The sequence below is a fragment of the Pandoraea communis genome (assembly GCF_902459745.1).
Taxonomy (GTDB): Bacteria; Pseudomonadota; Gammaproteobacteria; order Burkholderiales; family Burkholderiaceae; genus Pandoraea; species Pandoraea communis.
This window is the reverse complement of sequence record NZ_CABPSJ010000004.1, coordinates 531,584-558,259: the sequence shown is the minus strand read 5'-3', so window position 1 is coordinate 558,259 and position 26,676 is coordinate 531,584. Positions and strand designations below refer to the sequence as shown.

At 64.4% G+C, this 26,676-nt stretch carries 25 protein-coding genes; 16 read left to right on the top strand and 9 right to left on the bottom strand.

Annotated features, from left to right (window positions below; genetic code table 11):
* The first annotated feature begins 14 nt into the window (after positions 1 to 14).
* Entirely contained in the window at positions 15 to 1,349 is a 1,335-nt protein-coding gene (locus tag PCO31110_RS17265) for an MFS transporter (RefSeq protein WP_051126364.1), read from the top strand.
* A gap of 55 nt (positions 1,350 to 1,404) precedes the next feature.
* On the opposite strand, the gene PCO31110_RS17260 is transcribed toward PCO31110_RS17265, so the two are convergent.
* The 3 genes from PCO31110_RS17260 to PCO31110_RS17250 are packed head-to-tail and all read right to left on the bottom strand — an operon-like array spanning position 1,405 to position 2,703.
* Positions 1,405 to 1,827, bottom strand: a complete 423-nt coding sequence (locus PCO31110_RS17260; RefSeq protein WP_150690968.1) for a DUF6691 family protein — start codon at positions 1,825 to 1,827, stop codon at positions 1,405 to 1,407.
* A complete protein-coding gene (locus PCO31110_RS17255; protein ID WP_370855837.1) occupies positions 1,824 to 2,399 on the bottom strand; it encodes a YeeE/YedE family protein in 576 nt (191 codons plus the stop codon). Before PCO31110_RS17255 ends, PCO31110_RS17260 begins: the two co-directional genes overlap by 4 nt.
* Positions 2,341 to 2,703, bottom strand: coding sequence for an ArsR/SmtB family transcription factor (locus PCO31110_RS17250; protein ID WP_150690966.1), 363 nt, complete (start codon positions 2,701 to 2,703; stop codon positions 2,341 to 2,343). The genes PCO31110_RS17255 and PCO31110_RS17250 overlap by 59 nt, the downstream gene beginning before the upstream one ends.
* A 111-nt stretch (positions 2,704 to 2,814) precedes the next feature.
* Between PCO31110_RS17250 and PCO31110_RS17245 the strand changes: the two genes are divergently transcribed.
* A complete protein-coding gene (locus tag PCO31110_RS17245; protein WP_150690965.1) occupies positions 2,815 to 3,684 on the top strand; it encodes an MBL fold metallo-hydrolase in 870 nt (289 codons plus the stop codon).
* Between the two features lie 27 nt (positions 3,685 to 3,711).
* Here PCO31110_RS17245 and PCO31110_RS17240 read toward each other — a convergent pair whose 3' ends face one another.
* Positions 3,712 to 4,599 carry a LysR family transcriptional regulator gene (locus PCO31110_RS17240; RefSeq protein WP_246189873.1) on the bottom strand — a complete coding sequence of 296 codons (888 nt, stop codon included), beginning with the start codon at positions 4,597 to 4,599 and terminating at the stop codon, positions 3,712 to 3,714.
* Positions 4,600 to 4,724: 125 nt separating this feature from the next.
* Between PCO31110_RS17240 and PCO31110_RS17235 the strand changes: the two genes are divergently transcribed.
* From PCO31110_RS17235 to PCO31110_RS17215, 5 genes are all read left to right on the top strand, one after another.
* Positions 4,725 to 5,126 carry a tautomerase family protein gene (locus PCO31110_RS17235; RefSeq protein ID WP_150690963.1) on the top strand — a complete coding sequence of 134 codons (402 nt, stop codon included), beginning with the start codon at positions 4,725 to 4,727 and terminating at the stop codon, positions 5,124 to 5,126.
* Between the two features lie 194 nt (positions 5,127 to 5,320).
* Entirely contained in the window at positions 5,321 to 5,719 is a 399-nt protein-coding gene (locus PCO31110_RS17230) for a YXWGXW repeat-containing protein (protein WP_150690962.1), read from the top strand.
* Positions 5,720 to 5,940: 221 nt separating this feature from the next.
* A complete protein-coding gene (locus PCO31110_RS17225; RefSeq protein ID WP_150690961.1) occupies positions 5,941 to 6,786 on the top strand; it encodes an ABC transporter substrate-binding protein in 846 nt (281 codons plus the stop codon).
* Positions 6,787 to 6,864: 78 nt separating this feature from the next.
* The gene (locus PCO31110_RS17220) at positions 6,865 to 7,587 is read left to right on the top strand and encodes an amino acid ABC transporter permease (protein WP_150690960.1); all 723 of its coding nucleotides are present in this window, start codon (positions 6,865 to 6,867) and stop codon (positions 7,585 to 7,587) included.
* 34 nt (positions 7,588 to 7,621) lie between these two features.
* A complete protein-coding gene (locus tag PCO31110_RS17215; protein WP_150690959.1) occupies positions 7,622 to 8,482 on the top strand; it encodes an amino acid ABC transporter permease in 861 nt (286 codons plus the stop codon).
* On the opposite strand, the gene PCO31110_RS17210 is transcribed toward PCO31110_RS17215, so the two are convergent.
* Positions 8,460 to 10,748, bottom strand: a complete 2,289-nt coding sequence (locus PCO31110_RS17210) for an NADP-dependent malic enzyme (protein WP_010807076.1) — start codon at positions 10,746 to 10,748, stop codon at positions 8,460 to 8,462. The genes PCO31110_RS17215 and PCO31110_RS17210 overlap by 23 nt on opposite strands.
* Before the next feature lie 204 nt (positions 10,749 to 10,952).
* On the opposite strand from PCO31110_RS17210, the gene PCO31110_RS17205 reads away from it, so the two are divergent.
* Both PCO31110_RS17205 and PCO31110_RS17200 read left to right on the top strand, forming a co-directional pair.
* A complete protein-coding gene (locus PCO31110_RS17205) occupies positions 10,953 to 11,915 on the top strand; it encodes a LysR family transcriptional regulator (protein ID WP_036663308.1) in 963 nt (320 codons plus the stop codon).
* A gap of 131 nt (positions 11,916 to 12,046) precedes the next feature.
* Positions 12,047 to 13,324 carry an autotransporter strand-loop-strand O-heptosyltransferase gene (locus PCO31110_RS17200; RefSeq protein WP_150690958.1) on the top strand — a complete coding sequence of 426 codons (1,278 nt, stop codon included), beginning with the start codon at positions 12,047 to 12,049 and terminating at the stop codon, positions 13,322 to 13,324.
* Here the strand turns inward: PCO31110_RS17200 and PCO31110_RS17195 are convergent.
* Positions 13,321 to 14,211, bottom strand: a complete 891-nt coding sequence (locus tag PCO31110_RS17195; protein WP_150690957.1) for an SDR family oxidoreductase — start codon at positions 14,209 to 14,211, stop codon at positions 13,321 to 13,323. The two genes, PCO31110_RS17200 and PCO31110_RS17195, sit on opposite strands and share 4 nt — an antisense overlap.
* 98 nt (positions 14,212 to 14,309) lie before the next feature.
* On the opposite strand from PCO31110_RS17195, the gene PCO31110_RS17190 reads away from it, so the two are divergent.
* A complete protein-coding gene (locus PCO31110_RS17190) occupies positions 14,310 to 15,173 on the top strand; it encodes a helix-turn-helix transcriptional regulator (RefSeq protein WP_010807080.1) in 864 nt (287 codons plus the stop codon).
* An 84-nt stretch (positions 15,174 to 15,257) separates the two neighbouring features.
* Here the strand turns inward: PCO31110_RS17190 and PCO31110_RS17185 are convergent, their stop codons facing one another.
* A complete protein-coding gene (locus PCO31110_RS17185) occupies positions 15,258 to 16,274 on the bottom strand; it encodes a transporter (RefSeq protein WP_010807081.1) in 1,017 nt (338 codons plus the stop codon).
* Between the two features lie 324 nt (positions 16,275 to 16,598).
* Between PCO31110_RS17185 and ppk2 the strand changes: the two genes are divergently transcribed.
* Positions 16,599 to 17,519 (top strand): polyphosphate kinase 2, encoded by a 921-nt coding sequence (gene ppk2, locus PCO31110_RS17180; RefSeq protein WP_150690956.1) that lies wholly within the window; start codon positions 16,599 to 16,601, stop codon positions 17,517 to 17,519.
* A gap of 130 nt (positions 17,520 to 17,649) precedes the next feature.
* Here ppk2 and PCO31110_RS17175 read toward each other — a convergent pair whose 3' ends face one another.
* Positions 17,650 to 18,507: a response regulator gene (locus PCO31110_RS17175; RefSeq protein ID WP_150690955.1), complete on the bottom strand. Its 858-nt coding sequence runs from the start codon at positions 18,505 to 18,507 to the stop codon at positions 17,650 to 17,652.
* A gap of 279 nt (positions 18,508 to 18,786) precedes the next feature.
* Between PCO31110_RS17175 and PCO31110_RS17170 the strand changes: the two genes are divergently transcribed.
* The 4 genes from PCO31110_RS17170 to PCO31110_RS17155 all read left to right on the top strand — a co-directional run bounded on the left by PCO31110_RS17170 (position 18,787) and on the right by PCO31110_RS17155 (position 24,317).
* Positions 18,787 to 19,419 carry a hypothetical protein gene (locus PCO31110_RS17170; RefSeq protein ID WP_150690954.1) on the top strand — a complete coding sequence of 211 codons (633 nt, stop codon included), beginning with the start codon at positions 18,787 to 18,789 and terminating at the stop codon, positions 19,417 to 19,419.
* A 124-nt stretch (positions 19,420 to 19,543) separates the two neighbouring features.
* Positions 19,544 to 20,698, top strand: coding sequence for a macrolide transporter subunit MacA (gene macA, locus PCO31110_RS17165; protein WP_150690953.1), 1,155 nt, complete (start codon positions 19,544 to 19,546; stop codon positions 20,696 to 20,698).
* Positions 20,695 to 22,722: a MacB family efflux pump subunit gene (locus PCO31110_RS17160; protein ID WP_150690952.1), complete on the top strand. Its 2,028-nt coding sequence runs from the start codon at positions 20,695 to 20,697 to the stop codon at positions 22,720 to 22,722. The genes macA and PCO31110_RS17160 overlap by 4 nt, the downstream gene beginning before the upstream one ends.
* A 101-nt stretch (positions 22,723 to 22,823) precedes the next feature.
* On the top strand, positions 22,824 to 24,317 hold the full coding sequence (locus tag PCO31110_RS17155) for an efflux transporter outer membrane subunit (RefSeq protein ID WP_174979604.1): 1,494 nt from the start codon (positions 22,824 to 22,826) through the stop codon (positions 24,315 to 24,317).
* Between the two features lie 22 nt (positions 24,318 to 24,339).
* Here the strand turns inward: PCO31110_RS17155 and PCO31110_RS17150 are convergent, their stop codons facing one another.
* Entirely contained in the window at positions 24,340 to 25,434 is a 1,095-nt protein-coding gene (locus PCO31110_RS17150; RefSeq protein WP_150690950.1) for a Rossmann-fold NAD(P)-binding domain-containing protein, read from the bottom strand.
* Positions 25,435 to 25,449: 15 nt separating this feature from the next.
* On the opposite strand from PCO31110_RS17150, the gene PCO31110_RS17145 reads away from it, so the two are divergent.
* Positions 25,450 to 26,484 carry a CDP-6-deoxy-delta-3,4-glucoseen reductase gene (locus tag PCO31110_RS17145; RefSeq protein WP_150690949.1) on the top strand — a complete coding sequence of 345 codons (1,035 nt, stop codon included), beginning with the start codon at positions 25,450 to 25,452 and terminating at the stop codon, positions 26,482 to 26,484.
* Positions 26,485 to 26,676 lie beyond the last annotated feature (192 nt).

Sequence of the window (26,676 nt, the reverse complement as noted above, 5' to 3'; positions counted from 1 at the left end):
CTTGCGCCCTGTTCATGGAGAACATCGACGCCACGGTGATCACAACTTCGCTGCCCGCCATGGCACGCGATCTCCATCAGGACCCGATTTCACTGAAGATGGCGCTCACCGCCTACGTGGTCGGGCTCGGCATCTTCATTCCGATTTGCGGCTGGGTGTCCGACCGCTTCGGTGCGCGTAACGTCTTTCGTACCGCGATCGGCATCTTCATGGCCGGATCGATCCTGTGTGCGCTGTCGTTTTCGTTGCCGACGTTCGTGTTCGCTCGCTTTCTGCAAGGCGTCGGCGGCGCGATGATGGTGCCGGTCGGCCGTCTCGTGATCTTCCGCGCGGTGCCCAAGCATGATCTGGTCAAGGCCATCGGCTATCTGACGATGCCCGCCCTGCTGGGGCCGGTGATCGGCCCGCCGCTCGGTGGTGCCATCACGGCCTATCTGCACTGGCGATGGATCTTCTTCATCAACATTCCGGTCAGCCTGCTCGGCATCTACCTCGCGGGCAAGTACATTGACAACGAGCGCGGCGGCGACGCCGGACGCCTCGACACACTCGGTTTCATCCTCTCCGCACTCGGTAGCGGCCTGCTCATGCTGGGGCTGGCCATGATCGGCGAACATCAGGTCGCCGATAGCGTCGTGATCGCCATGTGCGTGCTGGGCGCGCTGTTCGTCTACGCCTACTGGCGGCACGCGAATCGTGTGGAAGCGCCGCTGCTCGACTTTCGTCTGCTGCGCATTCCGACGTTCCACGCCAGTGTCGCCGGTGGCTCGCTCTTCCGTATCGGCTTGGGGGCCGTGCCGTTTCTGCTACCGCTGGCCTTGCAGGAAGGGCTGCATATGGACCCATTCGAATCGGGCATGATTACCTGCGCGTCGGCGTTCGGTGCGATTTTCATGAAGGCGATTGCGCAGCGGGTGCTGGCGAAATTCGGCTTCCGCCGGGTGCTGATCGTCAACGCGGCGCTGGCCGGATTGGCGCTCTCGTCCTACGGGCTGTTCACGCACGACACGCCGGTGCTCGTGATGCTGGGCGTGGTGGCGTTCGGCGGTTTCTTCCCGTCGCTGCAATTCACCTGCCTGAACTCGATCGTGTACGCCGACATTGCGAGTGCCGACGCGAGCCGCGCGACGAGCCTCGCAAGCGTGGTGCAGCAGTTATCGCTCGGGTTGGGGGTGACGATTTCGGGGATGGTGCTACAGGCGAGCAGCCGGCTCGCCGGCCACGAACACCTGACGGCCGGCGACTTCCTCCCGGCGTTCCTCGTGATCGGGCTGTTCTCGTGGCTATCGATCCCCGTCACCCGCCAACTGCCCGCCGATGCGGGCACGGAACTCGCGAGAAAACACTGAACCGAAGCGCTGCTTCACGCGTCGTTTCACGCGCTTTCACGCTTCGTTTCGCGCCTTACTTCGTGCTCACACGGGAGAACACCGTGTGCAGCACCATACCGGCGATCATCGCGACAACGAACAACAACCCCTTGCCATACCCCGCGCCAAGCAGCACCAGCGCAGGGCCCGGGCAAATGCCTGCAATCCCCCAACCCACGCCAAACAGCAACGCGCCGAGCACCAGCCGTTTGTCGATGCCGCGCAAGGCGGGCCACACACGTGGCTCGCCCGTCCAGGCGAGCGCCCGTGAATGCGCCAAGCGGAACCCGACGAGGCCCACCGCAATGGCCCCGCCCATCACGAACGCCAGCGATGGATCCCATTTGCCGGCCAGGTCGAGAAAGCCCAACACCTTTGCCGGATTCGCCATGCCCGCGAGTATCAGCCCAAGCCCGAATGCGAGGCCGCCGACGAATGCGAAGATCAGCTTTTTCATGCGGCACCTCCCAGGGTCAGGACATGCCGCACGACGAATACCGTCACGAAACCGGTCGCCATGAAGCACAGCGTGGCGACTAGCGAGCGCCACGACAATCGCGAAAGACCGCAAACGCCATGGCCACTTGTGCAGCCCGACCCGAGCCGGGTGCCGAATCCGACCAGCAAACCTGCTGCGATGAGCATCGCGGTGCTGGCATCGATCTGCGCTTCGGGCACGACGGCAACGGTGCGATACACCCAAGGCGCCACCATCATTCCGGCGATGAATACGACGCGCCAGCCCACATCGCCTGGACGCGGCCACAACAGACCGCCGACGATGCCGGAAATGCCCGCAATGCGTCCGGCCGCCAGCATCAACCAGACGGCAGCCAGTCCAATGAGCACCCCACCGGCCAATGCGGTCCACGGAGTGAAATGAAGCGTATCGATAGTCATGGGTGGAGCCTCCCCTTGAACATTAGGCAATGAGCGATGTGGCAGCAAAAAGCGAGGTGATCGGAGGCAATCAGGCTTTCGGACAAAACTGATCGTAAAGACAAGCCAGCACGGCAAGCACGGCGCCATCCGCGACCGAATAGTAGATACGTTTGCCGTCGCGGCGCGTGCTCACCAGCGCCTCGCTGCGCAGCACGGCAAGTTGCTGCGAAAGCGTCGGTTGCCGGATGTCGAGTTGTGCTTCCAGTTCGCCAACGGACATCTCTCCTTGCGTGAGCTGACACAGGATCAGCAGACGGTCTTCGTTGGCGAGCGCACGCAGCAGCGTAGATGCGTCGTGCGCGGCACTTCGCAGGCGCGCAATATCGAGCGGCGCGACGTCTGAGGAGACGGCCGCCCGGTCGACAGGGGATAGCGCAGTCACTCTGGGCATGGCAGGATCAATACAAATCGGAAAGTCGCAGCGCGACGACATGTCACGTCAATTGCGTATACTTTACTAGTTTATAATATATAAATCGATAAATTTTTGCAGGAGCCGGTCATGTCAGCTACGCCAGCACACATCGAAGCCTTCTTCGACACGGTTACCGCCACAGTGACGTACGTCGTGTTCGATGCGCCGGGCGGTCACGCGGCGATCATCGATCCGGTGCTCGACTACGATCCCAAGGCGGGCCGTACGCACACGGGGTCGGCCGAACGTGTCCTCGAATTCATTGCTGCGCAAAAGCTCACGGTCGACTGGATTCTCGAGACGCATGCGCACGCCGATCATCTGTCCGCGGCACGCTGGCTCAAGGAACACGTCGGCGGACGCATTGCCATCGGTGCGCACATCCGCGACGTTCAGCACGTCTTCAAGAAGCTGTTTCATCTGGGCACCGACGTACCGCCCGACGGCTCGCAGTTCGATCATCTGTTCGACGATGGCGAGACGTTCGCCATCGGCACATTGCAGGCCGAGGCGATGTTCGTGCCGGGCCATACGCCGGCTGACATGGCCTATCGTGTGGGCGACGCCGTCTTCGTGGGCGACACGCTCTTTATGCCCGACGTGGGCACCGCTCGCTGCGACTTCCCCGGTGGCAACGCGCACACGCTGTTCCGCTCGATCCGCCGTCTGCTGGCCCTGCCCGAATCGACACGTCTGTTCATGTGCCACGACTATCCGCCTTCCGGGCGTGCCGCGAACTGGCAGACAACGGTCGGCGAACAGCGCAGGGCGAACATCCATGTGCACGACGGCATCGATGAAACTGCCTTCGTCGCCATGCGCGAAGCGCGCGACAGGACGCTCGACATGCCCACGCTGATCCTGCCTGCCGTGCAGGTCAATATTCGCGCAGGCGACATGCCGGCGCCGGAGGCCAACGGCACGCGCTATCTGAAAATCCCGCTGAATGCGCTGTAATCCGCGCTAATGCGTTACTGGCGGGCTTTACCGGACGGTCAGTTGCTCGGCCAGCGCGTCGCGCGCCTGCGTGACCCACTCGGGTTCGCCACGGCGCGCGGGCAGCAGATGAAACTCTGCATCCGGCAACGAAGGCAAGCGCCGTCCTGGCATCGGCGTCTCGATGCGCACGAGTGACGGCCCCGCCGCCGACGCGTTCAGACATGCCACCCCGAGCCCCGCGCTCAATGCCAACTGCAACCCCGCCACCCCCGACGCCACGTGCGCAATCGTGTATGGCACGCGATGCTCGTCGAGCCATTGCGTAGTGAAGCGATGCAACGCACAGGTGTCGGGCAGCACCAGCAGCGGTAGCGGCCCCCCGTGCTCCAGCACGAAATCGGGCGACGCCACCCAGTCGAGCGGCTCTCTGCCCAGCGTCCGGGTGCCCGCAACCGCGTCGCGGCCGAGGGACTTGCCAAGCACACGCATCGACAAGCCAATGTCGAAGTCGCCGCTGTCGTACCCCGACTCGATCACGCCGCTTTTCAGAATCGTCACGTGAATGCGCAACGCCGGATACGCCACGCTGAGGTGCCGCAGCATGCGCGCTACATCACCGGGGCGGAAGTAATCCGTGATTGCCAACCGCAACTCGCCTGCGAGCGAGAACCCGCGCACGTCATGCCAAGCGCGTTCGGACTGGGCGATCAACTGCCGCGCATGGACCAGAAGACGCTCGCCGGCGGGCGTCGTCGCGACCCCTTGCTTGCCGCGCGTGAACAATGTCACGCCGACACGCTCCTCGAGTTTGCGAATCTGTTCGCTCACCGACGACTGCGACAGGAACACGCGTGGTGCAGCCGCCGAGAGACTGCCCGCCTCGGCCACGGCAACGAAGGTGCGCAACTGATCGAAATCGAATCCGGGAGCCATGACCTCACCCATTGAAAAAACCGATGGATGGAATCGTAAATTCCCGCTTTTCCGATGTCAATCATCTCCCTAGACTGGAGTCGTTGTCCACATCACTCAACGATTCAACGTTTGGGAGCCACACCATGCCGCACATCGTTCTGCAACTCTCCGGAACCCCTGACGACACACTCACCCGCGAGGCCGTGCGTGCGGTGTCGCAACTCACGGTCGACACGCTGCACAAGGCGCCGGAAGTGATTGCCGTGACCGTCGACTACATTGCGCACACGCGCTGGTTCATCGGGGGTGCGCCCCTCTCGGAGCAAGGGAAAAACGCCTTCCATCTGGATATCAGCGTGACGGACGAGACGAACACGAAAGCGGAGAAGGCACAGTTCATCGCGCAAGTCTTCGAAGCCCTGTCAGGGCTGCTCGGCAACGTGCACGCGTGTTCGTACATTCATGTCATCGACGCTCGCGCTGCGGCTTACGGTTATGGCGGACGCACACAGGAATACCGTCATCAGCACGCGTCAAAGGCGTGACGCGTGGCGTTCGCGCCGTGCGGCAAGCCATCCCGAGCGCGTGCCAGCGGGCGCGAACGTCCTGTTCAGGCGGCCTTCGAAAAATGGAACGAAACACTTCCAACACTTTTTTACGACTATTTACTTCATAACTGCCCCGTTTCCCTCATACGATGAAGATGTACCAAAACATCGCTTTCCAAGGGGAGACGAATATGAAAAAACTGACGCTGACCATTGCACTCGTTGCTGCCACGCTCGGCGGTATTGCCACGGCTCCGGCCCATGCCCAGGTGGGTATTTCCATCAGCATTGGCGCACCGCCGGAACCGCGCTATGAGCCAGTACCGCCGCCGCGCGTCGGATACGTGTGGGCACCGGGCTTCTGGGATTGGGATGGCCATCGCCACGAGTGGCGCGCCGGTCATTGGGAACGTGAGCGCCCGGGCTATGCGTATCGCGCACCGGCCTGGCATCAGGGTCCGCACGGCTGGGAGTTGAACCGTGGCGGCTGGGATCACGGGGATCACGGGGATCGCGACCGGGGACGGGATCGTCATGACGACGACCACCGCGACCACGGTCACGGCTACGGCCACGATCGCCACGACTGATCCGACTCACACTCGCCGCTTATCGAGAGGGACGCCGGCGCTTATCAGCGCCGGCGTTTTGCTAAGAGAAATCGATTGGTTGGGCGCACGTGGGTGCGCCGTTATCGTAGAAGCCCCGTTCGCTGCTACCCGCAGCCGGTCGCCGCCGATGCCTGTCCATCATTTGCGTTGGCGAGACCGGGACCCGAGACGGATCTACGCATAACGGAGCCCAACAGGCCATGCAAAAACCAATTCGCCAATCACGCCCACAACGCGCTGCTTTCTCCCTCGCCGCAGCGCTGCTGTCGGTCGCTGCCCTCGCCCCCCTTACCGCTCACGCCGACAAACTCGACGACATCAAGAAGGCCGGCGTGTTGCGCGTCGCCACGTTCGACAGCAATCCGCCGTTCGGCTATGTCGACGCGAAATCGCACAAGATCGTCGGCCTCGACGTCGACTACGCGAAGGCGCTGGCCGACAAGCTCGGCGTGAAACTCGAAATCCAGCCGACGAACCCGGCCAACCGCATTCCGTTCCTCACGTCGAAGAAGGTCGACCTCGTGTTGGCGAACTTCACCATCACGGACGAGCGCGCCAAGCAGATCGACTTCAGCATTCCGTACTTCTCGTCGGGTCAGCAGTTCCTCGCGAAAAAGGGCACGCTGTCCTCGCCAGATCAATTGAACGCGCTGCGCATCGGGGCCGACAAGGGCACGACCAACGAGATCACGCTGCGCGAGAAATTCCCGAAAGCGACGATCGTGGCATTCGACGACACACCGTTCGCGTTCGCCGCACTGCGCACCGGCACGGTTCAGGCGATCACGCAGGATGGTCCGAAGCTCGTCGGCCTGCTGGCCAACGTGCCGGACAAGCAAAACTACGAGATCCCGGCGTTCACGATTTCGAACGACTACATGGGTGTCGGCGTTCCCAAGGGTGAGGCGCGCCTGAGCGCGTTTGTGAACGACACGTTACGCGGGCTCGAGAAAGACGGCACCGCCGCCAACATTTACGACCGCTGGTTCGGCCCGAACACGGCTCAGCCGCTGCCGCGTCTGTTCAAGATCGGCGACAAGGCCTGACGCTTGCCCGCTGGCCTCACCGGGGCGCACGGGGTGGCAACCTCGTGCGCCCCGGTGTTTCGCATTGGAAATCCCGTCATGATCGACTGGCTCGCCCCGAAATATGTCGGCTGGCTGCTCCAGGGCTTCGGCGTCACGCTTGCACTCGCGATTGCCGTGAGCGCCGCCGCCACCTGGCTTGGCTTCGGACTGGCGCTCGCACGAGACTCCCGCAGCCCACTGCTCGCGCGCCCCGCCCTCGCCTTCGTCGCGCTCATGCGCAACACCCCGCTGCTGGTGCAACTGTTCTTCTGGTATTTCGGCGTGGCGGCGCTGGTGCCGGCCGGTGCCGTGCTATGGCTCTCGCAACCCCACAGTTGGCATCTCGTGCTGTTCGACATTCGCTGGCCGGCGCTAGAGACGCTCGCCGGGTTCATCGGCCTCACGGTCTACACGACGGCGTTCATCGGCGAAGAGATTCGCGCCGGACTCCGTGGCGTGCCCGCCGGGCAAACACAAGCCGCCGCTGCCCTGGGACTCAACCGCATAGCCGTCTTCCGTCACGTCGTGCTGCCGCAGGCGGTGCGTATCGCCATGCCGCCGCTCTTCGGCCAATACATGAATGCCGTGAAGAACTCGTCGCTGACGATGGCCATCGGGCTGGCCGAGTTGTCGTACGCGTCGCGTCAGGTGGAAGCCGAAACGTTCAAGACGTTTCAGGCGTTCGGCATCGCCACGCTGCTGTACGTCGGCGCGATTGCACTGATCGAGGCGGTGAGCATCGCCACCACGCATCGTCACGCGGGCGCGCCGTCGCGCTAAGACAGCCGCCCGAGAAACCTCCCGGAAGCGCCTCATGAATGTCTCCGCCGTATTCGACAACTTGCCCTATCTGCTGTGGGGCGACTTTCCCGATGGCCCCCTCTCGGGGGCTGCGCTCACGCTCGTGCTCGCCACGATCAGTGCGCTGGCCTCCGGGGTGCTGGGACTGGCGGGCGGCATCGCGCTCGCCATGCTCGGCGGCCCGGCCCGCTGGGGGCTCACGTTCGTGATCGGCCTCTTCCGTGCGATTCCCGTACTGATGCTGATCTTCTGGACATACTTTCTGTTGCCGATCCTGTTCAACGTGAATGTGCCCGGACTCGCCACGGTCGTCTGTGCGCTCGCACTGATCGGTGGTGCGTACCTCTCGCATACGGTCTACGCGGGCATTCGCGGCGTGGGCACTGCACAGTGGCATGCGGGCATGTCGCTCGGGCTCACGCGCGTGCAGACGCTGCGCCATATCGTACTGCCGCAGGCGCTGCGCATCATGACGCCATCATTCGTCAATCAGTGGGTATCGCTGGTCAAGGACACGTCGCTCGCGTACATCGTGGGCGTGACGGAATTGTCCTTCGTCGCCACGCAGGTCAACAGCCGGTTGATGGTCTATCCGGCCGAGGTGTTCGCGTTCGTCGCGCTGATCTACTTCGTGATGTGCAGCGCGCTCGAATGGCTCTGCACGAAGTGGCTCGGCAAGCCATTGCGACCGGCGGCAGATACCACGGAAAAGCCCCGGCGCGGCTGGCGGCGCATCACGTCGATGCGTCTGCCGAACCTGCCGGGGCTTACGAACGGTCTCAACCGCCTGAGCCGCCGCGACCGGTGCCACGCGCCGGGAACGTCACCCGAGCGTGAGCGCCGTGTGGACTTCAGTCACGATTGGCCTGGATGACGGTGAGCGCCGTCATGTTGATGATGCGTCGCACTGTCGAGCTGGATGTGAGCACGTTGACCGGTGCGCCCACGCCCAGCAGGAACGGCCCCACCGCCACATTGCTGCCCGCGCCCGTCTTGAGCAGGTTGTAGGCGATGTTGCCCGAATCCACGTTCGGGCACACCAGCAGGTTGGCCGCGCCCTTCAGACGCGAATGCGGCAGGATGCGGCTGCGCAGTCCTTCGTCGAGCGCGCAGTCGCCGTGCATTTCGCCGTCGATCTCCAGCCCCGGCGCCTGCGCCGTGACCATCTCCAGCACGCGACGCATCTTCGTGCCCGACGCCGCACTGCCCGAGCCGAAATTCGAGCGCGAGAGCAGCGCGACCTTCGGATTGAGGTTCAGCCACGTCATCTGCTTGGCCGCCGCCAGCGTGAACTCGGCGATCTGCTCGGCCGTCGGGTCGTCGTTGACGTGCGTGTCCACGAGGGCCACGGTGCGCTTGTCGAGCAGCAGGATGTTCATCGCCGCATAGGTGTTCGCGCCCGGTTGCTTGCCGATCACTTCGTCGACGAGGCGCAGGTGATCGTGATACGCACCCACGGTGCCGCAGATCATGCCGTCGGCGTCGCCCAGACGCACCATCATCGCGCCGATCAGCGTGAGACGGCGGCGCATCTCGACGCGCGCCATTTCCTTCGTGATCCCGTCGCGGCAGCGCAGCTCCCAGTAGTTCGTCCAGTACTGATGGAAGCGCTCGTCGTAGTACGGATTGGTGACTTCGACGTCTTCGCCCAAACGCAGACGCAGACCGAACTTCTCGATGCGCGCGAGCAGCACTTCCGGACGGCCAACGAGAATCGGACGGGCCAGCTTCTCGTCGACAATCACCTGCACCGCACGCAACACGCGCTCTTCCTCGCCTTCCGCGAACACGATGCGCGCCTTGCCACCATCGCGCACCAGTTGCTTGGCCGCCGAGAAGATGGGCTTCATGAACGCGCCCGAGTGATACACGAACTGCTGCAACTGCTCGGCGTACGCGTCGAAGTCGGCGATCGGGCGGGTAGCCACACCGTCTTCCATGGCGGCGCGCGCCACGGCCGGGGCGATACGCACGATCAGGCGCGAATCGAACGGCTTCGGAATCAGGTATTCCGGCCCGAACGACAGGTCATACGCGCCGTACGCGGTGGCCACGGAGTCGTTCGGCTCTTCCTGCGCCAGACCGGCAATGGCGTGGACGGCGGCGATTTCCATGCGGCGCGTGATCGTGGTGGCGCCCACGTCGAGCGCGCCACGGAAGATGTACGGGAAGCAAAGTACGTTGTTGACCTGATTCGGGAAGTCGGAGCGCCCCGTGGCAAGCACCACGTCCTCGCGCGCGGCGCGTGCCTCTTCCGGGAAGATTTCCGGCGTCGGATTAGCGAGCGCCAGAATCAGCGGACGCGACGCCATCGTCCCCAGCATTTCCGGCTTGAGCACACCGCCGGCGGACAGGCCGAGGAACACGTCGGCGCCCTCGATCACTTCCGCGAGCGTGCGCTTGTCGGTCTTCTGCGCGAAACGGGCCTTGTCCGGATCCATGCTCACGGCACGGCCCTCGAAGACCACGCCATCGATGTCCGTCGCCCAGACGTTCTCGACCGGCAGGCCAAGATCGACCATCAGGTCCAGACAGGCGAGTGCGGCAGCGCCGGCGCCCGAAGTGACCACCTTCACGTCGCGAATGTCCTTGCCCACGACCTTCAGGCCATTGATGAACGCAGCGCTCACCGTGATGGCGGTGCCGTGCTGGTCATCGTGGAAGACGGGGATTTTCATCCGTTCGCGCAGCTTGCGCTCGACGGTGAAGCACTCGGGCGCCTTGATGTCTTCGAGGTTGATACCGCCGAACGTGGCTTCGAGGCTCGCAATGATCTCGACGAGCTTGTCCGGGTCGCTCTCGGTGATTTCGATGTCGAACACATCGATTCCGGCGAATTTCTTGAAGAGGACGGCCTTGCCTTCCATCACCGGCTTGGATGCGAGCGCGCCGATGTTGCCCAGACCGAGCACGGCCGAGCCGTTCGTGATCACACCGACCAGGTTGCCGCGCGCCGTGTACTTGAACGACTGCGCCGGATCGGCAGCGATCTCCTGGCACGGGATGGCAACGCCCGGGGTGTAGGCGAGCGCCAGATCGCGTTGCGTGACGAGCGGTTTGCTGGCGGTCACGGAGATCTTGCCCGGCGTCGGGAACTGGTGATATTCCAGGGCTGCCTGGTGATCGTTGTTGTTGCTCATGGCGTGTCGTCCTCGGTGAATGTCTCGGCAATACCAAGCGCCGCGGACCGTTCTGAAGACGGTTGCCGCCCTGGCGCATCGGGTGTCAGGCCATTCTAGGCAGCCGCCAGCGGGGGGCGATTCTGAATTACTATGGGGGCATCATATTTTCGATATAAGCCCGGAACATCGGGGGTTTCAGGGGATTGAGGACAGATGGGGGCGATGCCATTCGATACGGGGGAGGCGGTTCGGCGGCTGACGACCCGGCTCAAGATGCGTCATCTCGTGCTGTTGCTGCAAATTCAGCAGCACGGCTCGCTCACCCGGGTGGCGGAGCATATGGCGACGAGCCAGCCGGCCGTGACAAGCTCCCTCGCGGAGCTGGAAAGCATGCTCGGCGGCCCGCTGTTCGACCGGACCCCGCGCGGCATGACACCGACGCCGCTGGGCGCGGTCGTTCTCGCCCATGCGCAGGCGATGGTGCACGATCTGGATCATCTGACCCGGGACATCGAGGCGGTGATGGCCGGGCACGCCGCAAGGCTTCAGGTGGGCGTGATCCCCTACATCTCAGGCAAGACGCTCGCCGCCGCCATTCAGCAAACGCTCGCCCAGATTCCCCAGCGGCTGACCGTCACCCTGCACGAAGGCACCAGCGAAGCGCTGATGGCACAACTGCGCGATCACACGCTCGATGTCGTGATCGGACGCGCCGCCGCCAATGTCGACCTCACTCAGGTGCAGTTCGAAGTCCTGCATCATCAAATGCCGCGCGTGGTGGCCAGCCGCCGTCTGGCCGCCCGCCTCGGGCGCAGCGCGCCCGTATGGTCGCAACTGGCCGAACTGGACTGGGTCATGGGCGCACCCAATACGCCCATGCGCGACCAGTTATCCGACCTGTTCCTGCACGCGGGCGTGGTGCCGCCGGTGCCAGTCGTCGAGAGTTTCTCGTCGCGCCTGACGGGCGAATTGCTCGCGAGCAGCGAGCGCGCGGTATCGCTGCTGCCCGCCGACATTGCAGAGGAACTGGTGCGTGTCGCGGGCGTGGCCGTCGTGCCATGGTCGCTCACGTGGACGCTGCCGCCGGTGGCGATGTTCACCCGTCGCGAAAACCCTCGCGAAACGCATCTGCGCTTCACGCAGGCGCTGCGCACGCAATACCAGGCGATGACCGGCGGGACGTAAGCATTTTTCGTCTTGCAGAAGGGCGCTGGAAGGGCTTCTGACGTCAATACCGCGCAATTTCGTGAAATAGACCCCTTTCGGCTCGTTTGCCACGCGATTGATCGTGCAACGTACAGCGTAAGGTGTGGTGCATGAACGATGCCGTCCCTGCCCCCACACAAACCGACGTGACGACCACCGCCAACGCCCCGGTGGTAACGCCGTTTATCCCCTCACCGCACCAGATCTTTCTGGCGCCCGCGCTGCTGCCCACGCAAGTCGGCCCGGCCGGCCTGCGCTTCGACTTCAACGAGGGTGCGCGCGTGGTCATTCCCGACTTCGGTCAACCGCTGCCGTGGCGCGTGCGCATCAGCGATTTGCGCGACGACACTACGCTCATCGAGGTCTCGCTATCATCGGGGGTCGTGCGCAGTCCGGCGAAGTACTTTGTGCCGTATGGCATCACGATCTGGCTGAACGACGTGGTGGTCTTCGAACATCGCTACAAGGCGCGCGGTCAGGATGTGCTCGTGCAGTTCCCCCTCGCGGCACTGGGCGACGTACTCGGCTGGCTGCCCTATGCGCTGCGTTTCGCCGATACCCACGGTTGCCGCCTGGCCTGTGTGGTCACACCTGCGGTAGCGGCGCTCTTTCGCGACGCCCATCCCGACGTGGATTTTGTGGCGCAAGACAAGGTCGAGCGGCGCAAGTATTACGCCACGTACAACGTCGGCCTGTTCTTCGACGATCACGAACTCGTCCAGCAGCCGCGCGACTTCCGCGAGACCGGGTTGCATCGTACGGCGGCACACATTCTCGGCGTCGACGACACCGAGGCGCCTGCGAAGACGGCATTGCCGGACGTGTCTCGCCCGATGGCCGAGCCGTACGTGTGCATCGCGGTGCAGAGCACGGCGCAATGCAAGTACTGGAACCGGCCGCAGGGATGGGAGACGGTCGTGGCCGGTCTGCGCGAGCGCGGCGTACACGTGGTGTGCATCGATCAGAACGCACGGCACGGCAAAGGAGATTTCTGGCAGTCGATCCCGGCAGGCGCCATCGATGCGACGGGCAATCTGCCGCTGACCGAGCGCGCGCGCTGGCTGATGCACGCGAACGCGTTCATCGGCTTGTCGAGCGGGCTGGCGTGGCTGGCGTGGACGATGGGCACTCCTACGGTGCTGATCTCGGGCTTCACGCTGCCGCACAATGAGTTCGCCACACCGTACCGTGTGATCGCGCGCGACGTCTGCACCGGCTGCTGGCATGACCCGGCGCTGCGCTACGACCACGACGACTTTCACTGGTGCCCACGGCACACGGGCACCCCGCGGGCATTCGAATGCTCGCGGGAGATTCGCCCGGAAGATGTGTTGGCGGCGTTGGATCGGGTGCAGGGAATCGCGGAGAACGCAACAAACCGCGCTTAAGCGTTGTAGCGCGCTTCGTCGAGATCCGCGATCAGCGTCGGCCCGGTCGGATGCCAACCCAGCCGCGCCTGCGTCAAGGCGCTTGACGCCGGCATGTCCAGGCTCACGAACATCGACAACCAACCGAAATGCGCGTCAGCGTCCTCCAGAGCGATTGACGTCACCGGCAGGCCAAGGCCGCGCCCCAGCGACTCGGCGATGTCGCGGCTGGTAACGCCCGCCTCGCCGGCCGCGTGGTAGCGAGCGCCCTTTTCTCCGGCCTCGACAGCGAGCCGATAGAGACGCGCGACATCCGAAACGTGGCCCGCCGACCAGCGGTTGCCGCCATCCTCGATATAGGCAACGACGCCTTTTTCACGGGCCACGCCAATAAGCGGCGTAACGAGGCCCTGGCGGTAGAGATTGTGGACTTGCGGCAGTCGCACCACTGACACGTTGATACCGTCTTGCAGCAAGTCCTGCATCGCAAGTTCCGAGGCGATGCGCGGGTTGCGATGGGCGAGATTGAAGACGTCTTCCGTTGCCGGTTCGCCGTGCTGGCCGCTGCCCATGCCGACCCCCGAGGTGATAACGAGCGGACGGCCGGAGCCCGCGAGAGCGGCACCGAGGGCCGCGATCACTCGCCTGTCCTTCTCGCAATTCTCGACGAATCGACTGAAATCGTGATCGAACGCCGTGTGGATCACGCTATCGGCCTTCGCGGCACCGTTCGCCAGGCTCACGGGTTCCTCCAGCGTGCCAAGGTACGGTTCGACACCCGCCTCGATGAGGGCGCGGGCTCCCGCGTCCGAGCGCGTCAGGCCAATCACCTCGTGACCGGCGGCAATGAGTTCTGGAATGAGCGCCGAACCGACGAAACCGGTCGCGCCTGTCAGAAAAATACGCATGGTGAAACCTCCTTGGTCATCAGGCGCTTACTATCCGATCATTCGCTATCCCGTTAAAGTAGTGATCACATCATAGTAAAGCGACTAACAGGCTCACCATGTCAGTCAACACCGCCAAATCGCTCGGCGACTTCCTGCGAAGCCGTCGCGCCCGACTCGATCCAGCGAGCTTCGGCTTTACCGGGCGCAGGCGCACGCCGGGCCTGCGCCGCGAAGAGGTGGCCCAGCGCGCGAGCATCAGCCCGACGTGGTACACGTGGCTCGAACAAGGCCGTGGAGGCGCCCCCTCTGCGGAAGTGCTGGACCGGATCTCCGGGGCATTGATGCTCACGCATACGGAGCGTGAGCATTTATTCATGCTGGGGCTCGGACGGCCGCCCGAAGTCCGCTACAGCCGCATCGACAGTGTCAGTCCGCGCCTGCAACGGCTGCTCGACTCGCTCGATGCCAGCCCAGCGATCATCAAAACCGCGACCTGGGATGTCGTCGCCTGGAACCACGCCGCCGCCGTAGTTCTGACGGACTATCAGACCTTGCCGCCCGGCGAGCGCAATATTCTCCACTTCCTATTCCGTAATCCCGACGTGCGGGCGAAGCAGCATGATTGGCTAAGCGTCGCCCGCTATGTCGTGGGCGCCTTCCGCGCGGATGCGGCGCGTGCGGGACTTGCCTCGGAAGTCGGCGAACTGGTCGCAGAACTGCGCAGTGTCAGTGCAGAGTTCGACACGCTATGGCAAGAAAACGAGGTGCTGGGTTACAACGAAGGACACAGCATCAAGCACATCAAGCATCCGGTGTTGGGAACCGTCGAGCTGGAATACTCAGCCTTTTCCGTCGATGGGCGGCCCGATCTGGGCCTGATCGTCTATACACCGCTCGATAGCAACGTCGCGCAGCAAATCCGGAGGCTCGCCGCACAACATCGGCGCGATAGCAGCGTGCCCGATAGCGCTACGGTATAGAGAGGCACCGCGATGGGGACTGCAAACCGCCTCACGCGCCCCATCGTGTGAATTGACGGCGATCCGAGCGCCGTCCCGGCGCACTCAATCCGGACGCCGGCGGAATGCCCACCAGCCGGCACCAGCGGTCCCGGTAGCCACGATGGCCACGAGTACCCAAAAGCCATGCGGATGGTCCGAGAGCGGAATGCCGCCCACGTTCATGCCGAAAAAGCCCGCCACGATATTGATGGGCAACGCGAGTACCGTCACGACCGTCAGCGTATAAATCGTGCGCTCGGTGCGCTCGCTGACCATCGCCGCGATCTCTTCCTGCAGCAATTTGATCCGCTCGAGCAACGCCGACAGATCGCTGAGCACCACCGCAAACTCTTCCGTGGCCTGACGGAATTCCTGCACGTCCTCGGCATGTCCCCACACGGGAGGACGGCTCAACAGCCGAAAGAGCGCCGCCGGCTCCGGCGCCAGCAGGCGCTGCAACCGCACGAGCACCCGGCGCAAAGACCCCAAATCCGCTCGGTTGCTCTCGATGCGTTGCTGCAACAACCTGTCCTCGACAGTATCCACACGGCGGCTCGTTTCACGCACGATGCGCTCAAGCACGTCCGCCTGATCACGCAGCAGATGCACCAGCAGCGCGAGCGGCGACCGGAAGGCGTCGCCACGCTTGACCGATGCCCGTAACTTGTCGATCGATCTGAGCGGCTTCACACGTCCGGTCACCAATAGCCGGGCATTGGCAGCCACACGCAGCGTCGATATTTCCGACTGCGCAATGTCGAACGCGAAAATCACGTCGTTGATGACGGCAAGCAGCCAATCGTCGGAATGTTCGATGCGCGTGGAACGCGAGCCTTCGCTCAGACTCTCGTAGAACTCGTGGGGCAAGCTCAGATGCTGTTGCAGCCACTTCTCGCACGCGGCGTGCGCAAAGTTGAAATGCAGCCACACAAAACCTTCCGCACGCTCGCCTTGCGCCAGCCACTCGAGCGCCTCGGCCGAATCGATGGGTTCGGGCGGTGCACCGTCGGTAAAGCGGTAGCCGTAGATCAGGCCAGCCTGATCGCAGCCGTAAGCGTTGTGAACTAGATCGGCAAACATGCGCGCGGAGTCTGAACGGACGTGAGCAATGACTTGAATCGCGCCGCAGCACGGTGGGATCGACCATCATGACAATGTCACATTTCATTTTCGTGACAGAAAAATCCCACGCCGCCAGCGCCGCTCACGCCCGCCAGGCGGGCCACCCAGGAGAACGCGCCGCAGCAGTGTTCGCCAACGCCACGCAGGTGTCATAAAATCGTCGCATACTCGGGATTCCACTCCTGGGCGCGCCTTGCGCGCGGTATCGCGCAGCGTCTGCCTGTCGTCACCCACGTTATACGGGTGCCCTTTGTGTTTTCTGGCCCGAAAGAGATCGTCGCCATGACCCAATTCGATTCCGACGCCGACCACGACGCCTCGCTTACGCGTCGTCTCCAAGATGATCTGATCGACAGCTACGACGAAGAGATCGAGATGGAGATTGACGATCTTCGCCTGCCCGGCCTGAACGACCTGAGCGACACCGCGCGCGGGGACCGTCTGCAGTATTTCCGCGAGTTGTTCCGCCTGCAAGGCGAACTCGTCAAGTTGCAAGATTGGGTCATGCGCAGCCGTCACCGGCTCGTGGTGATCTTCGAAGGCCGCGACGCCGCCGGCAAAGGCGGCGCGATCAAGCGCATCACGCAGCGCCTGAATCCTCGTGTGTGCCGCGTGGCGGCCCTGCCCGCGCCCAACGATCGCGAGCGCACGCAATGGTATTTTCAGCGCTACGTGCAGCATCTGCCCGCCGCTGGCGAAATCGTGCTGTTCGACCGTAGCTGGTACAACCGCGCGGGCGTGGAGCATGTCATGGGCTTCTGCACGCAGAGCGAGTACGAAGAGTTCTTCCGCTCGGTACCCGAATTCGAGAAGATGCTTGTGCGCAGCGGCGTCCAGATCATCAAATACTGGTTCTCGATCTCTGACGACGAGCAGGAAGCGCGCTTCCTCGCACGTATTCAAGACCCGCTCAAGCAGTGGAAACTCAGCCCGATGGATCTCGAGAGCCGTCGTCGCTGGGAAAGCTACACGCGCGCCAAGGAAGTCATGATCGAACGCACGCACATTCCGGAAGCGCCGTGGTGGGTAGTGCAGGCCGACGACAAGAAGCGCGCGCGTCTGAATTGCATTCATCACCTGCTCGCGCAAGTGCCGTATCACGACGTGGAGCGCTCGCCCGTTGTGCTGCCCGAGCGGGCGCGCAGCGAGGACTACATTCGCCATCCGGTGGCAGATGAGATGATCGTGCCGGAGATTTACTGACTACGCGGGCTCGAACACCCGCAAGTCCGCCTGCCGCGCTCGGCGGCAGGCGCAGCGTGATCCGAAGCACGCCACCCTGCGCCCGGTCTCGCCCGCGAATCCGTCGCGCGAACCACGAGTCGCGCGGCAGTCAGCGCCGATTCACGCAACCGACTCCCGCCATGCGCGCACCATGCGCTTGCCGACCGATGCCAACCGATGCCGACGAGGCGAGCGACAATGCATCGTCGCTGCCGTCAACGCCACCGGATCGCTCCCGCACACCGGCCGTCGCGCCCTCTGGCAATTCGCCACCCGGCACGAAGACGTAGCCCGTACCGCGAATCGTCTGGATGTAACGCGGCACCGACGGGTCGGTTTCGATGAGACGCCGCAAACGCCACACCGGCACATCCAGACTGCGGTCACGGAATGCGATGCCGTCACCGTAGAGCATGGCGTGCAGCTTCACGCGCGGCAGCACCTGCATCGGATGTTGCGTGAACGCCTTGAGCATGGCGAATTCCGTATCGCGCAGCGGCAGACGCTCGCCCTCACGTTGCAACGTGCGTAGCGAGAAATCCAGTGCAAACGGGCCGAAGCGGTAGGGAGCGCGTGCATCGGGCGCGCTGGCTGCCACCGGTCCGCGACGGCGCAGCACCGCGTGAATGCGGGCAAGCAACTCACGCGGATCGAACGGCTTGGTGAGGTAATCGTCCGCGCCCAGCTCCAACCCGAGCGCCCGGTCGAGCGAGCCGCCACGCGCCGACAGCATGATGACCGGGATGTCGTCACCGGTCGCGCGCAAATCCTGCAACGCACGCAGGCCATCGCGCTCCGGCATCATGGTGTCGAGCAGAATCACCGACGGCCGCTCGAGTTCGAGACGGCGCAGCAGCAACGCGCCGTTGTGAAGTGCCGAGACCTGCATCCCATTGGCGTGCAGCAATTCGCGCAACAGGTCACGAGCGACAGGATCGTCGTCGACCAGAAGAACATGCAGACTCATGAAAATTTCCCGGTCATGAAAGAGATACACGGCAGTTTGCGCGCCCGTCCAGTGTCGCGTTAGCCGAAGCATCTTATAGAATGGCGCCTAATCCTTATTTCAGAAAGGATAGGTAAGACAGATCGACGCCAGACGTCGGTACGGCAGTCCACCAAGCGTCCACAAGAGCGATATTTAAGCGACGTTAGGCGGCATAGCGCACATTTACCTTAATTTTCCCGCGTGCCCGCCGACACCACAACGTTGTCCACATCGCCCTCGAGGGGCATGGGAGGCAGCATGTGCCGCGCAATCTTCACACTGTGCAGCCGCTCGGCGGCGACCCTGGCGACAGCGCTCTCGCTGAGCGCCTCCGCCCTGGCTGCCCCGAACGCCTTGTCTGGCGAGGCTGGGGCCTCGTCCAGCGCCGTTTCGGGTGCCCCCGCCCCGGCAATCGTGCAGAATTTCGGTCACGATCCCTTCCTCCACATTTCCACCGCCATTGCCGACTGCCCCACGCCGCTCGGCCCCGCCATGCGCGAATCCGACTGGCTCGCCGATGCCCATCACCGGATCGAAAAAGGCAACCATTGCTGGCTGGAAGGGCGCTGCCGGTTGTCGAACAGCTATCGCTACGACGTGGAGATCGCTGAATCCGCCCAACGGCGTCTCTCGGCCATTGCCACCGATATTCCATGGGCTGCGCAGACGTCGCTCTGGCTCACGTTTCAGCGGCGCATCATCGTTGTGCAAGGGTGTGTCGCCCCCGGTTTCGCCCTTTCGAAATTTCTCAAGGCGCTGGGCGAGACGGCCGACGTGGAAGCCGTGGTCGATCAGGTCGTTGTGCGCCGTGCCGGCGCGCCCATGCCGCGCCTGACTTACCCGACACCGGCGCACCCCGACCTGCCCGCCGGGGCGCACGCACTGCCCTGACGCCACGGGCCGGTCAACTCTGTTCACAAAGTCCCAACAACTGAAAACAGTTTGCGGCACCCCGTTTGATTAGGATTACAACAGGTCCGCGCATTGCGGCAGCTATTGGCCTATTCCCTGATCGATGAAGCGCTTTTCCCCGTTCCCTCTCACGCGCCGCCGCAAGATTGGCGCGGCGGTTCTCGCTGTGCTTTGCGGCCTCGCCATCTGGCAGTGGCCGCGCCCGAAGCCGCCTGCGTATCTCAGCGCAAAAGTCACGCGCAGCGATCTCGAAGACGCCGTGCTCGCCACGGGTGTGCTCCAGCCCATCAAACAAGTGGAAGTGGGCTCGCAGGCCAACGGTCAGTTGCGCTCGCTCAAGGTGGTGCTCGGCGATCGCGTCACCAAGGGGCAGTTGCTCGCGGAAATCGATCCGACGTCGAGCGATAACGACCTGCGTGAGGCGAATGCCGGACTCACCACGCTGGCGGCAGATCGTCGCGCCAAGGCGATTCGTCACGCGCAAGCCGAACGCGAGCTGGCACGTCAACGACAGTTGGCGCGCGACGACGCGACGTCGCCGCGCGATCTGGAAAAGGCTCGTACCGAGTCCGACGCACTGACCGCCGAACTCGCCTCGCTCGATTCGCAGATCAGTCAGCAGAACGTGAAGGTCGACAAGGCTCGCACGAACCAGTCGTACACGCGCATCACCTCGCCGATCACGGGCACGGTCACGTCGATCACCACACAGGAAGGTCAGACGGTCACGGCGATCTACCAGATCCCCACCATTCTGAAAGTTGCCGACCTGTCGATGATGACGGTTCGCGCGCAAGTCTCCGAAGCGGACGTCGTGCGGATTCGCGAGGGCCTGCATGTGTACTTCACGATTCTCGGTTCGGCCGAGACCCGTTACGAAGGCAAGCTGCGTGTTATTCAACCGTCGCCCGAGAAGATCAACAACGCGATCTTCTTCAACGCGCTCTTCGACGTGCCGAACCCGACCGGTGAGCTGCGTCCCGACATGACCGCGCAGGTCTCGATCGTGCGCGCACACATCGAAAACGCACTGACGTTTCCGTCCGCCGCCCTCGGCGAAAAACGTGCCGACGGCCGCTATCGCGTGCGCGTGCTCGACAAGAAGGGCGATGCGCAAGTGCGCTGGGTGAAAGTCGGGCTCGACAATCGACTCATGGCCCAGGCGCTCGACGGCTTGTCCGAAGGCGATCGGGTCGTGACTGCCGACCCGACCGATGCGCCGCCCCCCGGCAGCAACGATACCGGAGCCCTGCTGTGACAAGCGCCGCCGTACCGCTGCTTCGCCTGACGGGCGTCTCGCGCACCTTCGGCGAGGGCGTGGGTACCGTCACCGTACTGCGCGACGTCGAACTCGAGATCGGGCGCGGCGAGATGGTCGCGATCATGGGGCCGTCCGGCTCGGGCAAGTCGACACTGATGAACGTGCTCGGCTGCCTCGACCGGGCAAGCGGCGGACGCTATGAAATCGACGGGCAGGACGTCGCCTCGCTCTCGGACGATGCGCTCGCCGCTCGGCGGCGCGAGTCCTTCGGCTTCATTTTCCAGCGGTATCACCTGATGGGGCATCTCACGGCGCAGGGCAACGTCGAAGTGCCCGCCGTGTACGCAGGCACACCGAAGGCGATCCGCGCGTCGCGCTCGGCAGCCTTGCTCGAGCGCCTCGGACTTGGCAAGCATTTATCGCACCGGCCGTCGCAAATGTCCGGTGGACAGCAACAGCGCGTGAGCATCGCGCGTGCGCTGATGAACGGTGGCGACATCATCCTCGCCGATGAGCCGACCGGCGCACTCGACAGCCGCAGCGGGCTCGAAGTCATGCAGATCCTGCGCGAATTGCACGCACGCGGGCACACGATCATTCTCGTGACGCACGATCCCGGTGTTGCGGCATGGGCGCAACGCGTCATCGAGATTGCCGACGGACGCATCGTGCGCGATCGCGTGAACGATACGCCTCAAGCGACGCTGCCCGATGCAGCGGCAACGGCGCAACGCGCGCCGTCGCACAACGATAACCTCGACGACCGGACGCCAGTCGCCGCCGCAACCGAGCCCCACCGCAGCTCGACCGGCTGGATGAGCGGTTGGCCGACGTTCTCCGAAAGCCTGTCGATGGCGTGGCACGCACTGGCGTCGCATCGCTTGCGCACCGGGCTGACGATGCTCGGCATCATCATCGGCATCACGTCGGTCGTGTCGCTCTCGGCCATCGGCGAAGGCACGAAGCGGCGCGTGCTCAACGACATCGGCAACATCGCGCCGAACACGATCACCGTGCTGCGCGGCAAGGACTTCAACGACGACAAGGCCGCCGAGATTCGCACCCTGCTGCCGCGCGACGCCGCCCTGCTCGCCGCCCAGCCGTACACCGACAGCGTGACGCCGCAGCTCGGCCCGCGCACGGCGCGCATGCGCTTCGGGCGCCTGGACACCGATGCGCAAGTGCATGGGGAAGGCGCCGATTTCATGCGCGCCAACGGTCTGAAGCTCGCCCGCGGACGCAGCTTCGATGCCTCGGAAGTCGAACGTCAGGCGCAGGTTGCGCTGCTCGGCGAAAACACCCTCAAGAAGCTGATGCCGAACGGCGGCGATCCGGTCGGTCAGATCGTGCTCGCGGGGTCGCTTCCACTGCGAATCATCGGTGTGGTGCGCGATCGTTCATCGATGTTCGTGAGCCGCTCGCTCAACGTCTATGTCCCGTGGACGACGGTGGCGAGCCGTCTGGCAGGACAGCAGCATCTGGAGTCGATCACGGTGCGCATTCTCGACGGGCATCCTCCTGCGGCGGCCGAGGCGGGCATTATCCGCGTGCTCACGCGCGCGCACGGTCAGAAGGACTTCTTCACGTTCAACATGGACACCATCGTGAAGTCGATCTCGCGCACCAGTCAGATGCTCACGCTGCTGCTCTCGTTCGTGGCGCTGATCTCGCTCGTGGTCGGCGGCATCGGCGTGATGAACATCATGCTGGTCTCGGTCACGGAACGCACACGCGAGATCGGCATTCGACGCGCCATCGGCGCGCGGCGTCAAGACATTCTCCGGCAGTTCCTGATCGAAGCGGTGCTCGTCTGCCTGATGGGCGGCGCCGTCGGTGTGGCGCTGTCGTATGCCATCGGCTGGCTCGTTGCGACCTTCGTGCCGCAGGTCGCCGTCGTGTTCTCCGCCCATACGTTCACGGCCGCTGTCGCGTGCGCGTGCGTCATCGGTGTCGTGAGTGGCTGGTGGCCTGCGCGCAGCGCCGCACGGCTCGATCCGGTCGATGCCCTGGCTCGCGAATGATTCGCCTCCCACCGTCCCGCAGTGCCCCCCTATGGCTCGGGACGGCTTTATACCCCGCGCGCGATTCGGTGTCGCGCGCGGGGGTCTTTTTGAAAGATTCGATGATTCGCGCTTCCAGATCTCTTCACACGCGCTGCGCGGCGCCGACGCTGCCAATGCCGGCGCAACGGCCGATCTTGCCGCCGCTCTGCGCGATCGCCGTCGCCGTATTGCTCGCCGGATGCAGCCTCACACGCACTGCCTATGAGCGCCCCGCGTTGACCGTTCCCGCACAATTTCACACGCCACTCGATGGCGCTCAAAACACCGCCGCGAGCCCATCGCAGCGTGCCGGCGACGTCATCGATCCGTGGTGGCAAGCGTTCCGCGAGCCGCAGCTCGACACGCTTGTCCGGCAAGCACTGGAGGCTAACCCCGGACTCGCCCTCAAAGCGTTGCAGGCAGATCGCGACGCGCTGCAAGCCGGTCTGACCGGCGCGAATCGCTGGCCGCAGTTCACCGGTTCCGTGACCGGCGCCAAGTCGCGCGCGCTCGATGGCGGCAAGGCTGCGATTGCCTACAACGGCCAGACGCAGACGGCCTCCGGCGCCGCCCTCGGTATCAGCTACGAGATCGATCTGTGGAACAAACTCGCCGCGCAACGCGATGCCGCGCATTGGCAGGCCACCGCCAGCGCATGGGATCGACGCGCTGCCGCGCTCTCGCTGTCGAGCCAGGTGGCGTCGCTCTATTGGCGCGTGGCGTATCTGAACGAGAACGTGCGCAGCGCCACCGAGGATCTGGCCGCTGCCGAGCGGACCGTGGCGCTAGTCGATGCGCGCCGGCGCGCCGGGGCCGTCTCGGCGATCGATCCGGTGCAGGCGCAGCAGGATCGCGACGCCGTGGCCGGCGCACTGGCAGACTGGGAACGGCGGCGCGACGTCGCACGGCACTCGCTCGCCAACGCATTGGGCCTGCCTGCGCAGACGCGCTTTGCCGAAAGCCCCTCGCTCGCCCCGGTCTATCTGCCGGACGTCGCGCCAGGCCTGCCCGCGTCGCTGCTCGCGCGGCGCCCCGATCTCGCCGCCGCCGAGACCCGCGTGCGGGCGCGATTGGCCGATGTCGATGCCGCGCGGCTCTCGTTCTATCCGTCGATCACCCTCAACGGCACGGCCGCGACCAGCAGCGATTCGCTCTCGCGGCTGCTGGCCAATCCCGTAGGCACGCTCGCTGCCACCATCGCCATGCCGTTCTTGCAAGTGCAGACGGCACGTTTCACCACCGCGCTCGCCCGAAACGACTACGAGCAATCGGTCGCCACGTTCCGCAGCACCCTGCTCACCGCGCTGACCGAAGTCGAAGACGCGCTCTCGGCGCGCGAGCGCGCCACATCGCAATACGCGTCGCTCGCCCGCGCTGCGGCGTTGGCGCAGCGTGCGGCGGATTTATCCGGTGCGCGCTATCGCGCAGGGGATGTCGATCTGCAAAGCTGGCTCGACGCACAGCGGCTCGCCCGTCAGGCCCGGCGCAATGCCGCACAGACACGCCTCGATCAGATCGACGCGATGCTCTCGCTCGTCAAGGCGCTGGGCGGTACGTTGGAACCCGCCGGCTGAAACGCGAGCGGCACGACGAGACTCAGGCGGCTTCGCTCGATGGTGACGGTGGCGGCAACGTGGCGAGCAGCGCCGCCACGTCGGGGTACGTCAACCGATAACGCAACTCGCGCTTGAGCCGAGTGTTGTCCAGACGCCGCGACTCCGACATGAACGACAGCAGCGTCGGCGCCAGCACACGGGCCGCCTCGTCGCGCGAAATGCGCGGCGGCCGGGCAAGGCCCAGCGCGTCGGCCACATGGTCGAAATACTCCCCCATACGCCACTCGGTGTCGTCGCTCGCGTGCACGACCCGCTGCGCCTTGCCGCGCCACATCGCGCGAATCAGGATCGCGGCCAGATCGTCGGCATGAATATGGTTGGTGAAAACGTCATCGGACACCTGCAACGCCGGCGTGCCACGCTGCAAACGCACAACGGGAAGACGGTCTGCCGCATATATGCCCGGAATACGCACGATAGAGGCCCGCCAGGGGGCTCGGGCGCGCTCGGCATGGCGCCATGCCGCACGCGCGCCCGCCACCGCTGGCACCCTCGCGCGGGCCGGGCCTGCGCTCAGCACACGGCGGCGGTGGCGAGCATGCGCCGACGGGCGGCCAAGCGAGCGTATCGTCCTCTCCGCGTCGACACGACGCTGTCCGCGCGGCGATCGCGGCTGCGGCGCGCGGGTCTCGTCCACGTAAGCGCCGCCACAGTCGCCGTAGACGCCGCTGGTGCTCGCGTAGACCAGCAGGCGGCGGGATGGCCGGGGCGGGCGCGACAAGGCGCGAGCGCCCCCCTCAGGTACAATAACCGGCTTCGGCGGACGGGTCAGCGCCGCGCGCAAACGGCGCGTGCGCAGATCCAGCGAGCCACTGCCGGCGGCCCCGGCAGGCGGAGCGAGATGCAGTACGCGCGGGGCCAGACGGCCAATGCGACGCAGGCTCGCCGCGTCGTCCAGATTCGCGACGACGGGTATGGCGCCCGCTGCGCGCAATGCCGCATGACGGGCATCGCTGGAGGTCACGGCAAAGACGCGAAAGCGTTTGACGAGGGCCGGCAGCGCACGCATGCCGACGTCGCCGCAGCCCACGATCAACAGGCGCGGGCGACCGAAGGATTTCGACGGATTTTTCATTTTTTGGATTGTAGTATGGCTTACAACGTTACCCTCGTGCCGAGCGGGCGCGAGTTCCAGATCGAAGACGGCGAGGCCGTGCTCTCCGCAGCGTTGCGTCAGGGCATCGGTTTGCCTTACGGCTGCAAGAATGGCGGTTGCGGTTCGTGCAAGGCCAAGCTGGTCGAAGGCAGCGTCGAGCACGGTGCGCACTCCAGCTCTGCACTCACCAAAGAGGAAGAAACACGCGGCTTCGCATTGCTGTGCTGCGCCCACGCCAAAGGCGACCTCGTCGTCGAATCGCGCGAAGTCAAAGGCATCGGCGACATTCCGGTCAAGCGCCTGCCGTGCCGCGTGAACGCACTCGAGCGGCGCGCCGACGACGTCATCGTGATGCGTCTGCAATTGCCTGCCAACGAGCGTTTCCAGTACCTCGCCGGCCAGTACATCGAGTTCATCCTGAAGGACGGCAGGCGTCGCAGCTATTCGATGGCGACCGCGCCGCACGAAGAAGGCATCCTCGAGCTTCATCTGCGTCACATGCCCGGCGGCGTGTTCACCGATCACGTCTTCAATCACATGAAGGAGCGCGAGATCCTGCGCTTCGAAGGGCCGCTGGGCACGTTCTTCCTGCGCGAAGATTCGAACAAACCCATCGTGCTGCTCGCCTCGGGCACCGGCTTCGCGCCGATCAAGGCGATCGTCGAGCACGCCGTTCACAAGGGCCTCGACCGGCCGATGACGCTGTATTGGGGCGCGCGCCAGTTGAAAGACATCTACCTGCGCGAACTGGCCGAACAGTGGGCGCGCGACATTCCGGGCTTCCGTTTCGTGCCGGTACTCTCCGAGCCCGCGCCGGAAGATCGGTGGCAAGGCCGCACGGGCTTCGTGCATCGCGCCGTGGCGGAAGACCTGCCGGATATGTCGGGGTACGAAGTCTACGCCTGCGGCGCACCCGTGATGGTGGAGTCGGCACGCCGCGACTTCGTCGCGCATCACCATCTGCCGGAGGACGCGTTCTTCGCCGATGCATTCACCACCGAAGCCGACAACCCCGGCGGGGGTCAGTGAACCGGACGACACGAGCCGCCCGCAGAGATGCACGCACGCCACAGTGCACGCATACCCTTTGACAAGCGCCGCATCATCACCTTATGCTTGCCGACATGAACCTGATTGCCATCGCCTCGATCCGACGTCGCCGTACGCTGCCCCAACCGGGATGCCGCGCGGCACGCTATCGACTGCGATAACACGCAAGTT

Coding starts and splice junctions, on each gene's coding strand:
- PCO31110_RS17155 (WP_174979604.1), top strand. CDS start 22,824: ATGATTCGCGCTTCCAGATCTCTTCACACGCGCTGCGCGGCGCCGACG.
- PCO31110_RS17245 (WP_150690965.1), top strand. CDS start 2,815: ATGTCAGCTACGCCAGCACACATCGAAGCCTTCTTCGACACGGTTACC.
- PCO31110_RS17220 (WP_150690960.1), top strand. CDS start 6,865: ATGATCGACTGGCTCGCCCCGAAATATGTCGGCTGGCTGCTCCAGGGC.
- PCO31110_RS17200 (WP_150690958.1), top strand. CDS start 12,047: ATGAACGATGCCGTCCCTGCCCCCACACAAACCGACGTGACGACCACC.
- PCO31110_RS17210 (WP_010807076.1), bottom strand. CDS start 10,748: ATGAGCAACAACAACGATCACCAGGCAGCCCTGGAATATCACCAGTTC.
- PCO31110_RS17230 (WP_150690962.1), top strand. CDS start 5,321: ATGAAAAAACTGACGCTGACCATTGCACTCGTTGCTGCCACGCTCGGC.
- PCO31110_RS17145 (WP_150690949.1), top strand. CDS start 25,450: ATGGCTTACAACGTTACCCTCGTGCCGAGCGGGCGCGAGTTCCAGATC.
- PCO31110_RS17260 (WP_150690968.1), bottom strand. CDS start 1,827: ATGAAAAAGCTGATCTTCGCATTCGTCGGCGGCCTCGCATTCGGGCTT.
- PCO31110_RS17195 (WP_150690957.1), bottom strand. CDS start 14,211: ATGCGTATTTTTCTGACAGGCGCGACCGGTTTCGTCGGTTCGGCGCTC.
- PCO31110_RS17240 (WP_246189873.1), bottom strand. CDS start 4,599: ATGGCTCCCGGATTCGATTTCGATCAGTTGCGCACCTTCGTTGCCGTG.
- PCO31110_RS17205 (WP_036663308.1), top strand. CDS start 10,953: ATGCCATTCGATACGGGGGAGGCGGTTCGGCGGCTGACGACCCGGCTC.
- PCO31110_RS17175 (WP_150690955.1), bottom strand. CDS start 18,507: ATGAGTCTGCATGTTCTTCTGGTCGACGACGATCCTGTCGCTCGTGAC.
- PCO31110_RS17265 (WP_051126364.1), top strand. CDS start 15: ATGGAGAACATCGACGCCACGGTGATCACAACTTCGCTGCCCGCCATG.
- PCO31110_RS17170 (WP_150690954.1), top strand. CDS start 18,787: ATGTGCCGCGCAATCTTCACACTGTGCAGCCGCTCGGCGGCGACCCTG.
- PCO31110_RS17255 (WP_370855837.1), bottom strand. CDS start 2,399: ATGGCGCCGTGCTTGCCGTGCTGGCTTGTCTTTACGATCAGTTTTGTC.
- PCO31110_RS17250 (WP_150690966.1), bottom strand. CDS start 2,703: ATGCCCAGAGTGACTGCGCTATCCCCTGTCGACCGGGCGGCCGTCTCC.
- macA (WP_150690953.1), top strand. CDS start 19,544: ATGAAGCGCTTTTCCCCGTTCCCTCTCACGCGCCGCCGCAAGATTGGC.
- PCO31110_RS17150 (WP_150690950.1), bottom strand. CDS start 25,434: ATGAAAAATCCGTCGAAATCCTTCGGTCGCCCGCGCCTGTTGATCGTG.
- ppk2 (WP_150690956.1), top strand. CDS start 16,599: ATGACCCAATTCGATTCCGACGCCGACCACGACGCCTCGCTTACGCGT.
- PCO31110_RS17235 (WP_150690963.1), top strand. CDS start 4,725: ATGCCGCACATCGTTCTGCAACTCTCCGGAACCCCTGACGACACACTC.
- PCO31110_RS17215 (WP_150690959.1), top strand. CDS start 7,622: ATGAATGTCTCCGCCGTATTCGACAACTTGCCCTATCTGCTGTGGGGC.
- PCO31110_RS17225 (WP_150690961.1), top strand. CDS start 5,941: ATGCAAAAACCAATTCGCCAATCACGCCCACAACGCGCTGCTTTCTCC.
- PCO31110_RS17185 (WP_010807081.1), bottom strand. CDS start 16,274: ATGTTTGCCGATCTAGTTCACAACGCTTACGGCTGCGATCAGGCTGGC.
- PCO31110_RS17190 (WP_010807080.1), top strand. CDS start 14,310: ATGTCAGTCAACACCGCCAAATCGCTCGGCGACTTCCTGCGAAGCCGT.